General features: G+C 72.1%; 10 protein-coding genes. 2 read left to right on the top strand and 8 right to left on the bottom strand.

Going from position 1 to position 12,757, the window contains the following annotated elements:
- Positions 1-16 precede the first annotated feature (16 nt).
- From asnB to ACFZDE_RS09065, 3 genes are read right to left on the bottom strand one after another with little or no spacing between them, the layout of a single operon-like run.
- Positions 17-1,894, bottom strand: coding sequence for an asparagine synthase (glutamine-hydrolyzing) (gene asnB / locus ACFZDE_RS09075; protein ID WP_391198710.1), 1,878 nt, complete (start codon positions 1,892-1,894; stop codon positions 17-19).
- The gene (locus ACFZDE_RS09070) at positions 1,891-2,442 is read right to left on the bottom strand and encodes a hypothetical protein (RefSeq protein ID WP_391198707.1); all 552 of its coding nucleotides are present in this window, start codon (positions 2,440-2,442) and stop codon (positions 1,891-1,893) included. Before ACFZDE_RS09070 ends, asnB begins: the two co-directional genes overlap by 4 nt.
- On the bottom strand, positions 2,439-2,924 hold the full coding sequence (locus ACFZDE_RS09065; RefSeq protein ID WP_391198705.1) for an anthrone oxygenase family protein: 486 nt from the start codon (positions 2,922-2,924) through the stop codon (positions 2,439-2,441). Before ACFZDE_RS09065 ends, ACFZDE_RS09070 begins: the two co-directional genes overlap by 4 nt.
- Positions 2,925-3,118: 194 nt before the next feature.
- On the opposite strand from ACFZDE_RS09065, the gene ACFZDE_RS09060 reads away from it, so the two are divergent.
- A complete protein-coding gene (locus ACFZDE_RS09060) occupies positions 3,119-4,708 on the top strand; it encodes an FAD-dependent monooxygenase (RefSeq protein ID WP_391198702.1) in 1,590 nt (529 codons plus the stop codon).
- Between the two features lie 72 nt (positions 4,709-4,780).
- On the opposite strand, the gene ACFZDE_RS09055 is transcribed toward ACFZDE_RS09060, so the two are convergent.
- From ACFZDE_RS09055 to ACFZDE_RS09035, 5 genes are all read right to left on the bottom strand, one after another.
- Positions 4,781-6,385, bottom strand: a complete 1,605-nt coding sequence (locus ACFZDE_RS09055; RefSeq protein WP_391198700.1) for an FAD-dependent oxidoreductase — start codon at positions 6,383-6,385, stop codon at positions 4,781-4,783.
- Between the two features lie 44 nt (positions 6,386-6,429).
- Positions 6,430-7,461 carry a methyltransferase gene (locus ACFZDE_RS09050; RefSeq protein ID WP_391198698.1) on the bottom strand — a complete coding sequence of 344 codons (1,032 nt, stop codon included), beginning with the start codon at positions 7,459-7,461 and terminating at the stop codon, positions 6,430-6,432.
- A gap of 185 nt (positions 7,462-7,646) precedes the next feature.
- On the bottom strand, positions 7,647-9,230 hold the full coding sequence (locus ACFZDE_RS09045) for an MFS transporter (RefSeq protein ID WP_391198695.1): 1,584 nt from the start codon (positions 9,228-9,230) through the stop codon (positions 7,647-7,649).
- Between the two features lie 166 nt (positions 9,231-9,396).
- Positions 9,397-10,374: a zinc-binding dehydrogenase gene (locus tag ACFZDE_RS09040; RefSeq protein WP_391198693.1), complete on the bottom strand. Its 978-nt coding sequence runs from the start codon at positions 10,372-10,374 to the stop codon at positions 9,397-9,399.
- A gap of 169 nt (positions 10,375-10,543) precedes the next feature.
- Complete coding sequence (locus tag ACFZDE_RS09035) at positions 10,544-12,079, bottom strand: FAD-dependent monooxygenase (protein ID WP_390997580.1); 1,536 nt, start codon at positions 12,077-12,079, stop codon at positions 10,544-10,546.
- 138 nt (positions 12,080-12,217) lie between these two features.
- Here ACFZDE_RS09035 and ACFZDE_RS09030 point away from each other — a divergent pair, with 138 nt between their 5' ends.
- On the top strand, positions 12,218-12,739 hold the full coding sequence (locus ACFZDE_RS09030) for a MarR family transcriptional regulator (RefSeq protein ID WP_391198690.1): 522 nt from the start codon (positions 12,218-12,220) through the stop codon (positions 12,737-12,739).
- Positions 12,740-12,757: the final 18 nt, after the last annotated feature.

Here is a 12,757-nt window from a genome sequence, read left to right as displayed (position 1 = left end):
ACGGCCGACCGGGCGGTCAGAGCCGCAGGTCGATGCGGTATTCGGTCAGCCAGGTCTCGAGCTGGAGCACCATTTCCATGCCGGCCCGCTCGACCCAGGCGAAGGCGCCCCGCGGGGAGGCGCCGGCGGTCAGCACGCCGGCGGTCGCCGAGGTGTCGAGCAGCGGCGCGACGGCGGCGTCGCGGTCGGCGGCCAGTTCGGTGAACCGGCGTCGCACGAAGTCCCCGTAGGCCGCCTCCTGGGTGGTGGGGTAGGCGCTCTTCTTGCGCCGCAGTACGGCATCGGGCAGCAGGTCGGCCACCGCGGAGCGCAGCAGGCTCTTCTCGACCCCGTCCACGCGTTTCATGGCGGCGGGCACGTTGTACACGTACTCGACGAGTGCCCGGTCGCAGAACGGCGGCCGCAGTTGCACGCCGTGGGCCATGCTCATGCGGTCGGCGCGGTCGAGGTGGGTGGGTGCCCACCGGGTGAGGGCGAGGTAGGTGACCTCGCGGGCCCGGCGTTCGGCGGGGGTGTCCCCGTCGATGTGCGGGACCTCGGTGAGGGCGTCGCGGTAGTGCTGGTCGGCGTAGCCGATGAAGTCGAGGTCCTTGCGCAGCCGACGGTCGATCATGGAGGTGCCCAGGCCGCCGGCGGCGGCGTCGTGGCCGCGTTCGAAGGAGACCCAGGGGAACGTCCGGGAGTTGCTGTGCTGCGGGTCGTAGGCCCAGAAGTAGCCGTTGAAGACCTCGTCGGCGGTCTCGCCGGAGAGCACGGCGGCGAAGCCCTCCGCGCGCAGCCGGGCGAAGAACCGGATGAGGGAGACGTCCATGTCGCCGAGCGGGGAGGGGGCGTCCTGCACGCGCAGCGAGGCCGCGTGCACCTCGGGGTCGGTGAGCGCGGCCGTGTCGAGGAGGATCTCGGTGTGCCGCGAGCCGATGTGCCGCGAGGCGAGGGCCGCGAAGGGCGCGTCGGGTGTGGAGCGCATGGTGGGGTGCGGTTCGAAGTTCTCGGTGTAGCCGGTGAAGTTCACCGAGAAGCTGCGCAGCGGTCCGGCGCCCTCGGCGGTGAGTGTGCGGTGGGCGAGGGCGGTCAGGGCGCTGGAGTCGATGCCGCCGGAGAGCATCGCGCCGACCGGCACGTCGGCGCGCAGATGGGAGGCGACCGCGTCGGCGAGCAGGCCGCGGACGGTGGCGACGGTGTCGTCGAGGCTGTCGGTGTGCTCCCGTGCGGGCAGCGACCAGTAGCGCCTTTCGTGGCTGCCCGGCCGCCGTACGACCAGGACGTGGCCGGGGACGACCTCGCGCATGCCGCGGTAGACGGCCGTGCCGGGTTTGCGGCTGTGCGCGAACAGTTCGCGCAGGCCGTCGGCGTCCACGACCGGCTCGACGTCGGGGTGGGCGAGGATCGCCTTGGCCTCGGAGGCGAAGACGACGCCGTCGGGGGTCGGGTGGTAGCTGAGCGGCTTGACGCCGAGGCGGTCGCGGGCCAGCAGGAGCTCCTGGCTGCGCACGTCCCACACGGCGATCGCGAAGAGGCCCTCCAGGTGGGTGAGGAAGTCGGCGCCCCACTCCAGGTAGGCGCGCAGGGCGGTCTCGCCGTCGCCGCCGCCGGTGAACCGGTGTCCCTTGGCGGCCAGTTCGGCGCGCAGCTCGGTGTGGTTGGTGAGGGCCCCGTCGAGGGTGAGGACCGCGACGGTGGTGCCGCCCTCGGTGGTGTGGGCGACGGGCTGCGCCCCGGTCTCGCTCACGTCGAGCAGCGCCAGGCGGCGGTGGGCGAGGGCGGCGTGGCCCTCGGCCCAGGTGCCCCGGCCGTCCGGGCCGCGGTGGCTGAGGGTGGCGGCCATGGCTTCGACGACGTCGGCCCGCGGGGACAGGTCCCGCTCGAAGTCGACCCAGCCGGCGATTGCGCTCATCGGGAGGTCCTCTCGTTCACGGCGAGTTCGGTGGGGTCGCCGGGCTCGGTGGCGAGCGTGACGGCGACGAGGGTGAGCGGGATGCCGGTGACGGCGGCGCGGAAGTCGTCCAGGCCGGGCGCGGGCCCGTCGCTCACGCTGATGCCGAGGCGGCGCTGCGCGGCTTCGGCCCCGTAGCGCTCGTACAGCTCCAGGTATCCGCGGGCGGTCGCCTCGGGGTCGGTGACCAGTGCGAAGCGGGCCGCCGTGCGCTTGCCGTTCCAGGTGAGTTCACCGGCGGTCTCGGTCCGGAAGTTGTGGCGCCAGGCGCTGCCGGTGGCGATGTACAGGGCGCCGTCGACGCGGTGGACGCCGGCGGGCACGGTGTAGGCGCGTCCGGTGCGGCGGCCGGTGAAGTGCAGCAGCGCGAGGTGGGCGGCGACGGGCCCGGGGTCGGGGCCGGACAGCAGCGCGGTCATCCGGGCGTTGGCGGCGGCGCGGTCCTCGCCGCCGGTCGGCGGCCGGGTGATGCGGGCGCCGGGTGAGGCGGTCCGCGGGCTCGCCGTCATGACAGCACCACCGCCGCGGCGGTCAGGGCGCAGCCGGCGACGGCGAAGCAGGTGCGCAGCAGGTGCCAGTCGCGCCACTGGATCCGCGGATCGTCCCACTCGGGGCCGATGTCCTCGGGCCGGGTCTTCTTGACCCGGTTGTTGATGGGGACGTTCCTCGTCTGGGAGACGACGGCGACGCCGGTCATGGCGAGGGCCGCGGCGATGAACAGCCCGCGCGGCGCGGCCTGTTCGGCGCGCACGGCGAACGCCGCGTCGACGACGACGCTGCCGGACACGATGAACGGCATGATCCGGTCGTAGCGCCTACCGAGCAGCTTGTGCGTGTCGACATAGCGGTCGGGCGTCATCGCGATCAGGGCGGGCATGACGCTGATCGCCACGGCGAACAGCACCCCCGCCACCAGTCCGGTGCCCAGCAGCACCAGCACACTCAGGGTTTCCACCACGGCCCAGGGCCTCCCGTCCTCACGGATCGTCATCAGCGGTGAGGGCGACGGTTCCAGCGGGGTCTCGTGTGCCGCTCGAAGCGGTCTTGACGGGAGGGCGGGGGCCCGGCGGCGGCACGGGGCGCGTGCGCAGCCCGAGCGGCCCTCTAGCCGGGCCCTGTTCGCTGGCCGGGAGTCCCGAACCGCACGAGGACCTGAAACGGCATCGAGACAAGGGAGCACATCCGGTGGCGGAGCGAACCGACGTACTGATCGTGGGCGGCAGCATGGTGGGCCTCGCCCAGGCCCTGTTCCTCGCGCAGCAGGGCATCCGGCCGGTGCTCGTCGAGCGGCACACGCACATCTCGGCGCACCCGCGGGCGCAGGCGGCCAGTCCCCGCACGATGGAGCTGATGCGTGCGCTGGGCCTGGAGCGGAAGGTGCGCGCACAGGAGAACCCGCACGCGCAGTACGGCGACATCCTCCAGGTGGAGTCGCTCACGGGCGCCGAACTGGGCCGCTTCGACGGGCCGTTCCGGCACGACCCGAACGAGGTCAGCACCACCGGGTGGACGCTGATCGGCCAGGACCGGTTCGAGCCGGTCCTGCGCGCGAAGGCCGAGGAGCTGGGCGCGGACATCCTCTTCGGCACCGAGCTGGTGGGCTACGAGCAGGACGCCGACGGGGTCACCGCGGTGCTGCGGGACCTGCGGCACGACACCGAGACGACGGTGCGGGCGAAGTACCTCATCGCCGCGGACGGGTTCCGCAGCCCGATCCGTGAGGGCCTGGGCATCGGCACGCACGGCCAGGGCGTGTTCGGGCGCCAGATGAACGTCATCTTCCATGCCGCGCTCGACGAGTACGTCGCGGGCCGTGAGTTCTTCCTGTGCTTCGTCAGCAACGCCGAGGTCAAGGGGGTGCTGGGCCGGCTCGACGACGCGGACCGCTGGGTGCTGGCGCCGAGCCTGCCGCCGCAGGAGACCCACGCCGAGTACTCCGAGGAGGACTGTGTCGCCATGGTGCGGGCGGCGGTGGGTGTGCCGGACCTGGATGTGGCGGTGGAGTCGAGCAGCAGCTGGGAGATCGCGGCCCGGATCGCCGACCGCTTCCGCTCCGGGCGGGTGCTGCTCGCCGGTGACGCCGCCCATGTGATGCCGCCCACCGGCGGGTTCGGCGGCAACATGGGGGTGCAGGACGCCCACAACCTGGCGTGGAAGCTGGCGCTGGTGCTGCGCGGGCAGGCGGGCGAGGAACTCCTTGACTCCTACGAGGAGGAGCGTCTCCCGGTCGCCGAGTTCACGGTCGAGCAGGGGGTGATCCGCTATCTGCAGCGCAGTGGCCTGGACGAGGAGGTGGCGGCCCGGCACCGGCCGGAGACCACCGTGCTGTTCGGCCATGTCTACCGTTCGGGCGCGGTGGCGGCCGAGTCCGGCGGGGACGACGGCGCCCCGGTGGAGGACCCCACCCAGCCGTCGGGCCGGCCGGGCACCCGGGCCCCGCATCTCGTGCTGCGCACGGCCGGCGTGGACACGCCCCTGCACGACACGCTGACGGGCGGCTGGTCCCTGCTGACCGGGCCGGACGACGGGCTGTGGGAGCGGGCGGCGTCCGGAGTGTCCCGGCTGACGGGCGCCCTCATCACCGTCCACCGGGTGGGCGGTGAGGAACCGGCGCCGGTGGTGGAGGAGTTCCTCAAGAAGTACGGCATCACCGCCTCCGGCGCGGCGCTCGTCCGCCCGGACGGGTTCCTGGCCTGGCGGTCGGCCGAGCAGCCCGCGGACCCGGCGGCCGAACTGTCGTCGGTCGTGCACCGGTTGCTGTCCCGCACGCTCTGAACGACCCGCGCTCCCCGAAGACGACTGGGCGCGTCTCCCGTTCGGGAGACGCGCCCAGTCGCATGGGGCCGGTCAGTTCAGGCAGAGGATACGGCGCAGCACCGTGGTCAGGGTCTCGGCGACGTCCCCCTCGGGGCCGCCGGGCGAGCGCCAGGCGACGAAGCCGTCGGGGCGGACCAGTACGGCGCCGCCCGGGGCGATGCCGTAGCGGTCGGTGAAGGTGCCCTCGGTGTCGGTGTAGTCGCCGCCGTCGCCGATGCCGCGCACGGACAGCACCAGGCCGAGGTCCCGGCCGGCCCGGGCGGCGGCGGCCCACGGGCCGGTGGCCCCGGCGGTCAGCAGGGTGAAGCCGACCGGGAAGAGGTCCACGGTGGAGAACGGCCCGTGGGCTCCTTCGACACTCACGTGCGGGGCGCGGGTGCCGGGCCGGCCGCTGGGCTTGTCGGGGTTCTCGGTGACGGTCCACAGCTGGGGGTCCTCACCGGCGAACGCGCCGTCGGGGTAGGCGTATCCGAAGGTCATCGTGGTCTCGTCGACCAGGTCCGCGGCGACGTCCTGGAACTGCTTGCCCTCGCGGACGGCGAAGCGCAGCATCGCCTGGCGCACCGTCTCCTCGGCGACCGGGCGGCGCTCGGCGTCGTAGGTGGCCGGCAGGTCGCGCCCGGCCTTGCCGTCCAGTACCAGGGCCAGTTTCCAGGCCAGGTTGTAGGCGTCCTGGATGCCGGTGCTGGCGCCGAAGGCACCGGTGGGCGGCATCACGTGGGCGGCGTCGCCGGCGACGAGGAAACGGCCGGCGGTGAAGGTGTCGGCGACCCGGGCGGAGATGTCCCAGGCCGGCATGTCGACCGACTCTATGGTCAGCGGCAGGTCGGGGACACCGACGGCCGCCCGGACCAGTTCGACGCAGCGCTCCTCGGTGAAGTCCCCGGCGCTCTGCCCCCGCTCCGGGAAGAAGGAGACGTTGATGACCCACTTGCGGTCGTTGTCGAGCGGGATGATCGTGCCGCGCACGGCGGGATTGTTGACGTAGGCGGCGATGATCTTGCGGCCGCGCAGGGCCTCGGTCAGGTCGGCGTCGAAGAAGAAGCTGACGAGGTTGGTGAGGGTGCCGCGGCCGTGGGCCCCGATGCCCAGCAGTTCCCGCAGCGGGCTGCGGCTGCCGTCGGCGGCGACGACGTACGCGGCGCGCAGCCGGGAGCTCTCGCCGGTGCCGACGTCGGTGAGGGTGGCGGTGACCCCGTCGGCGTCCTCGGCGACGGCGTCGAGCCGGGTGTGGAAGCGCAGGTCGACGCCGACCTCCTCGGCGCGCTCGCGCAGGATCGGCTCAAGCTGGTTCTGGTCGATCAGCGTCCACTGGGTGGGGCTGATCCGGCTGATGTCCTCGATGGAGGCATTGGGCATACGGACCCGCTCGTTGCCGGCGAGGGTCTCGACGTGCACCAGGTCGGTGTTGCCGGAGATGGGCGAGCGGCCGGCCCTGACCCGCTCCTCCATGCCGACGGCGCGGTACAGCTCCATGGTGCGCGGGTTGATGGCCCGGGCCTTGGGGTGGACCGAGGTGCCCGGGTGGCGTTCGACCAGCGTGGCGCGCACGCCGTGGTGGGCGAGGAAGAGCGCGGCGGACAGTCCGGTGAGGCCGCCGCCGACGATGAGAACGGGCACCTGCTCCTGGCTCATGCTGACTCCTTGGGTGGTCGGGGCGGCCGTGCCGTCCGCGTCGGTCATCGGGTGGCCGTCACCAGCGTGTGGGTGCCGAGCAGCGGCTGGGCGACGGTGTCGGTGAATCCGGCCTCGCGCAGCCAGGCGTCCAGGTCCCCGACGCGGTACTCGGAGCCGTCGGGGCTGACCAGGCGCATGTGCAGGCTGGAGAGCAGGCGTTCGGCGTCGCGGCGCTCGTCGTCGATCATCCGGTCGTACACGAGGATCCGTCCGCCGGGGTTGACGGCCGCGTGGACCCGGCGCAGCAGCTCGCGGCGCCGGTCGGTGTCGAAGCCGTGCAGGATGTGGCCGAGCACCAGGACGTCGGCCCGGGGGATGTCGTCGGTGAAGAAGTCACCGCCGGTGAACTCGATGCGGTCGGCGTGTCCGAGGCGGCCGGTGTGCTCGGTGAACAGCGGCCGGGTGCGCTCCAGGTCGAAGACGCCCGCCTTGAGGTGGGGGTGCTCCTTGACCAGGACGGAGGCGAGGTTGCCGCGTGCGCCGCCGAGGTCGACGAAGGAGGAGTGGCGGGAGAAGTCGACGCGTGCGGCGATCTCCACGCCCATCCGGTCGCTGTAGGCGTCGAGACCGGCGAAGAAGCGCTTCATCTTCTCCGGGTCCTTGTGCTTGTCCCCGACGAATCCGCCCTTGTCGGGGTCGAGGTGCTGCGGGGTGCCGGTGGTCAGCGCCTCGGTGAGCCGCCCCCAGGTGCCGTACAGGGTCTCGTTGGTGAGCTCCACGAAACCGCCGAGGTAGGTGGAGGTGCCCGGTACGAGGTAGGCCTTGGCCAGCGGGCCGTTGGTGTACTGGTCGCCGGTCCGCTCCAGCAGGCTGAGGCCGGCGAGTGCGTCGAGGAAGTCGCCGGCCATCCGCGGGTGCAGACCGGTGGCGGCGGCGATCCGCTCGGCGTCGGCGGGCCCTTCGGCGAGCGCGCCGAATACACCGAGCGTCACGGCGCTGTGCAGCACCTTGGCCGCGCAGTCCGCGATGGTCAGCTTGATCAGCGGTCCGGGGTCGACCGCCGCGGCCGTCGTACGGTCATCGGTCGTTGTCACGCAAGCCTCCTAGCGAGCCATGGGGGCCGCCACGGCCCCGTTCCCGACAATGGCCGGTGGGCGTGGAGTCCCGCTCGAACCGCCCTGAAGCGGGCCCCGGGCGCGGCAAAGGGCTGTCCCCGCACCGTGGTTCGCGGTGGGAGGACAGCCCTTCGGCCATGGATCACACGTGGGGGAACGTGCGATCAGGCCGTTTCGGGGGACGTGCCGGCCGCTGCGCGGTCGTCGGCGGGTTCGGTCCGCTCGCTGTCGTGGTGGCCGGAGCGGAGCGTGACGTTCTTGAGGGACAGGGCGAGGACGAGGCCGAGCACCAGGACGGGCACGGCGGTGAGGAACACCGGGCTGAGCGCGGCGGCGTAGGACTCCTCTACGGCGTGCCGCACCGAGGGGGCCAGCGAGTTCAGGACCGTGTGCGAGGACAGCGCGTCCTGGTCGACGCCCCCCAGGGCACCGGCCGGGACGCGGGCGGCGAGTTCGTCGGTGAGCCGGCCGTAGAAGATCGCGGCGGACAGCGAGATGCCGATCGAGGTGCCGAAGGAGCGTCCGAAGGTCACGGTGCCGGAGACGGCGCCCATGTCCTGCCGGGGCGCGGTGTTCTGCGCGGCCTGGGTGAAGACCTGGGCGGACAGGCCCGAGGCGAGACCGAAGAGGGCCATGTAGAGGACGGCCACGGTGCGCGGGGTGCCGGCGTCCATGGTGGACAGCAGCAGGGCGCCGACGATACCGAGGGCCATGCTCAGCACGGTGAAGATCTTGTACTTGCCGGTCCGGCCGATGATCCTGCCGGTGACGACGGAGGAGAGCACGAGGCCGAGCATCATCGGCAGCAGCGCGAACCCGGAGGTGGTGGGCCCGGCCCCGGTGACCACCTGGATGTACAGGGCGAGGAAGTTGACGGACCCGACGAACGCGATGCCGCAGACCATGGTGGCGAGCACCGAGAGGGTCAGTGTGGAGTCCCTGAACAGGCGCAGCGGCACGATCGGCGCGGCGGCGCCGGACTCGGCCCTGATGAACAGGGCGAGGCACACCAGCGCGCCGAGGCCGAGCCCGAGGATCTGCGGGGAGGTCCAGGCGTACTCGACGCCGCCCCAGGAGGTGAGCAGCGTCAGCGCGACGATGCCGCCGGAGAGGGTGACGATGCCGGCGTAGTCGAGCTGGGACTCGCGGACGGTGTGCGGCAGATGCAGGTACCGGGCGAACAGCACGACGATGGCGCCGCCCAGGGGGAGGTTGACGAGGAAGACCCAGTGCCAGCTGAGCACGTCGGTGAGGACGCCGCCGATGGCGGGGCCGAGCAGCGAGGCACCGGCGAAGATCATGCTGAGCATGCCGTAGTACTTGGCGCCTTCGCGCGGCGGGTACAGCTCACCGATGACGGCGAGGACGGAGACGAAGATGCCTCCGGCGCCCAGGCCCTGGACGGCGCGGAAGGCGATCAGCTGCTCCATGGAGCCTGCCATGCCCGAGAGGGCGGAGCCGGCCAGGAAGAGGGCCAGCGCGGACAGGAGGGCGGCCTTGCGGCCGAAGAGGTCGCCGAGCTTGCCGTAGACGGGTGTGGTCACGCTGCTGGCGATGACGTAGGCGATGGTCACCCAGGCGAAGAGCCCGATGCCGTGGAGGTCGCCCGCGATACGGGGCAGGGCGGTGGTGACGATCTGCATGTCGAGCATGGCCAGGAACGCGGAGAGCATGCACGCGATCAGGACCGGAGTGGTTCTCAGGCCGGTGGAGGGAAGTCCTCCGGCCTGGGCGGTGGGAGCGGACACGGAGGGGCCGCCTTTCAGGGTCGGTGTGCGATCCCCCCTTGCACCGACCGCCGGCGGGCGGGCGATGGCACTCTTCTTCCGGGCCCGGACCGGGCTTAGGGGATGGTCACTTCTGGTGTGGGAGAGCGGCGGGCCCGGCCGGGCCCGCCGTCCGCTCAGCGGGCCGTCAGGGAACGAGGACGACCTTGCCGAGCTGGGCTCGCGCCTCCATCAACTCGTGCGCCTTGACGGCGTCCTCGAGCGCGAGACGCTGGTGGACGACCGGCTTGACCTGGCCGGAGTCGACGAGCTCCAGCAGGTGGCGCAGGCCCTCGGCCACGGCGTCCGGCTTGTTGTAGAGCATCGCGTAGAGGCTGAAGCCCGCGACGTTCTTCATACGGGCCAGGGCCAGGGTCGGGATCGGCGGGATGTCGCCGGAGGCCGAGCCGTAGAAGACGAGGGTGCCGAACGTGGCCGTGATGTCCAGGGACTTGAGCAGCACCTCGCCGCCGACGGTCTCCAGGACCACGTCGGCGCCGCGGCCGTCGGTGGCGGCGAGGACCTGGTCGGTCCAGTCGTCGTCGGTGTAGTCGATGGCGACGTCGGCACCGAGCTCGCGCACGAAGTCGAGCTTGGCCCGGCTGCCGGCGGTCGCGATGACCTTCCCCGCGCCGAGCGCCTTGGCGATCTGGACGGCGAGGTGCCCGACGCCACCGGAGGCGGCGTCGATCACGATGGTCTGGCCGGGCTTCAGGCGGCCGGCCTCCCGGATCGCGTGGTAGGCGGTCTGGGCCGGACTGGGCAGGAGGGTCGCCTCGGCGGCGTCCAGGCCCTGCGGCAGCTTGATGAGCCAGTCGGTGCCGGTGACCACGTGGTCGGCGTAGGCGCTGTGGTCGATGTCGCCGACGACTCGGTCGCCGACGGCGAAGCCGGTGACCCCTTCGCCGACGGCCTCGATGGTGCCGGCGACGTCGCCGCCGGGGGCGCCGGGGAGAGCGGCGTGGCCGCCGATCGGGATGCCCTGGCGGCGCTGTACCTCGGCGAAGGTGACGCCGATGGCCTCGGCGCGGATCAGCACCTGGCCGGGGCCGGGTTGCGGCTTCTCCGCCTCTTCGAGGCGCAGTACCGAAGGATCGCCGTGCTCGTAGTGGCGGATGATGCGCATGGTTGTCTCCAAACAGGGGGTTCCGTCGAGCCGCCGGGTCGCCGTGGTGCCTTTACTCGTTCAGGTACTCGCTCGGGAGTATGCATGTTGTCATGTATTTGCATGCATGTCCACATGGAATGACGAGTGTTCGTTGCCTTCTTCACCGGGTGACGTGAAGACCGGCCCGTCACTTGAAGACCGGCCGGGCGGGGTCCCCGGTCCCGGCCCATGCGGCCAGCGCCGCACGCAGGCCGTCGGCTACCTCGGCGGGCGAGGCGTCCTTGTCGGCGGCCCATGCGACATAGCCGTCGGGGCGGACCAGCACACCGGCGAGGTCCGGCTCCTGCGCGCAGCGGGCGACGACGTGCCGCACCCGTCCGGCCCAGCCGAGCTTCGCCCCCCATTCCTCGTACACCTCGGTGATCTCCGGGCCGCCGCCCAGGTCCAGCAGGGCGAAGGTGCCGCGGCGCAGGAGCTTGGGGAGGGTGACGGTACCGTCGCCGGTCTCCAGCGTCAGGTCGCGGGCGAAGTCGCCGAGCAGCCGGTGCTCGGGGCCCTCCAGCTCGTAGCGGACCGCGACACCGCTGAGCATCTCCGCGACGTGCCGGTTGACCTGCTCCTTGGTCATGAGCGTCTCGAAGAGCTCGCGCAGCTGCGTGACGTACGGGTCGGGGTTCATCAGCGCGATCTGCGCACGGGTGTTGGCCAGCACGTTGCGGGCGGGCGCCTGGCGCTCCTTGTCGTACGTGTCGAGCAGGCCTTCCGGGGCCCAGCCGTTGATCTCCGCGGCCAGCTTCCAGCCGAGGTTGAGGGCGTCCTGGAGGCCGAGGTTGACGCCCTGGCCGCCGACGGGGAAGTGCGTGTGCGCGGCGTCGCCGGCCAGGAAGATCCGGCCCTCGCGGTACCGCTCGGCCTGGCAGGCGGAGTCGGTGAACCACGACAGCCAGCGCGGCTCGCTCGCGCCGAGGTCGTCGCCCCAGATCTCCCGCAGGCTCTCGGTGAACTCCTCCATCGTCAGCTCGGAGCCCGCCTCCTTGCCCTGCTGGAAGTCGAAGGTGGCGACGCGGTGGTACGTCTCGTCGAGCGGGACGCAGAAGAGCAGGCCGCGCTCGGTGCGCTCCATGCCCATCGGCGCCTTCTCGCCGTCGGCCAGGACGACGTCGGCCAGCCGGGCGGTGACGCGCCCGCCGGTGCCGGGGAAGCCGATGCCGGCGGACTTGCGGACCAGGCTGCGGCCCCCGTCGGTGCCGATGACATAGCGGCCGCGCAGCGTGTAGGCGCCCTCGGGGCCGGTGACGTCGACCTCGGCGCCGTCGGCGTCCTGCCGGACGGCGGTGACCTCGTGGCCGCGGCGGACCGGGACGCCGAGCTCCACCGCCCGCTCCTCCAGCAGCCGCTCGGTGCGGGTCTGCTCGGACAGCAGCGCGTAGTTGTGGGCGCTGTCGAGGAGGGAGAAGTCGACCCAGACGTCGAGTCCGGCGAAGTGGCCGTTGCTCCACGAGCGGGCGCCGTCCCGGAAGCGTTCGACCAGGCCGCGCCGGTCCAGCGACTCCAGTGAACGGGCGTGCAGGCCGAAGGCCTTGGAGTGGGGGGTCCGCTCGGTGAGGCGCTCCAGGACCACCGGCTTGACGCGGGAGATGCGGAGTTCGGAGGCGAGCAGCATGCCCACCGGGCCTCCTCCGACGATGAGGACGTCGAAGTCGAAGTCCTTGGTGTTCGGCATTGCGGTCCTTCCAGGGGAATGGGTCGTTGACGGGTGAGCGTGGCTTCATTGACCTGTCAGCATATGCATGTAATCATGCAACAAGTTGTAAGCATACACATGCCGCTTGCCGATAATCGCGCGCCTAGGATGTTTGCCATGAAGACTTCGACCACCGGGCAGAAGAGCGTGCCGCCGCCGTCCGAGCGGGGATCCCTCGACGCCGCGGACCCGCTGGACGCGGTGGGACCGGCGTTCTCGCGGCTGCGCCGCGCCTCCGCGCTGGCCGTGGGGAAGCCGGTGTCCCGCAAGGACATGAGCCGGACCCTGGTGCTCAACATCGTGGAAGAGGGACCGGAGCACGACGGCCAGGAGATCACCGTCGGAGTCGTCGCGGAGCGGCTGGCCGTGGACCCCTCCGTGGCCAGCCGCATGGTCACCGACTGCATCTCCGCCGGCTATCTGATCCGCGCCGCCTCCCAGCAGGACGGACGGCGCACCATCCTGCAGATGACCGACGAGGGACTGGAGATGCTGGCCGCCTTCCGGCGCCACCAGCGGGCCGCCTTCGAGTTCATCACCCGGGAGTGGCCCGAGGACGACCGCCTCCAGTTCGCCCGGCTGCTGATCAGGTACGTCGACTCCGTCGCCGAGGCGCGCGAGACGCCGACCGACGGCTGAGGGCCGGCGGCCGGCGGT

The organism is Streptomyces sp. NPDC007929, from assembly GCF_042959065.1.
Taxonomy (GTDB): domain Bacteria; phylum Actinomycetota; class Actinomycetes; order Streptomycetales; family Streptomycetaceae; genus Streptomyces.
Note: the sequence above shows the minus strand (reverse complement) of the source record. Positions and strands in the feature narration are given on the sequence as shown.

Bases quoted from the DNA above. Each gene is read 5' to 3' on its own strand.
- asnB (WP_391198710.1), bottom strand. From the start codon at position 1,894: ATGAGCGCAATCGCCGGCTGGGTCGACTTCGAGCGGGACCTGTCCCCG.
- ACFZDE_RS09070 (WP_391198707.1), bottom strand. From the start codon at position 2,442: ATGACGGCGAGCCCGCGGACCGCCTCACCCGGCGCCCGCATCACCCGG.
- ACFZDE_RS09065 (WP_391198705.1), bottom strand. From the start codon at position 2,924: ATGACGATCCGTGAGGACGGGAGGCCCTGGGCCGTGGTGGAAACCCTG.
- ACFZDE_RS09055 (WP_391198700.1), bottom strand. From the start codon at position 6,385: ATGAGCCAGGAGCAGGTGCCCGTTCTCATCGTCGGCGGCGGCCTCACC.
- ACFZDE_RS09040 (WP_391198693.1), bottom strand. From the start codon at position 10,374: ATGCGCATCATCCGCCACTACGAGCACGGCGATCCTTCGGTACTGCGC.
- ACFZDE_RS09035 (WP_390997580.1), bottom strand. From the start codon at position 12,079: ATGCCGAACACCAAGGACTTCGACTTCGACGTCCTCATCGTCGGAGGA.
- ACFZDE_RS09030 (WP_391198690.1), top strand. From the start codon at position 12,218: ATGAAGACTTCGACCACCGGGCAGAAGAGCGTGCCGCCGCCGTCCGAG.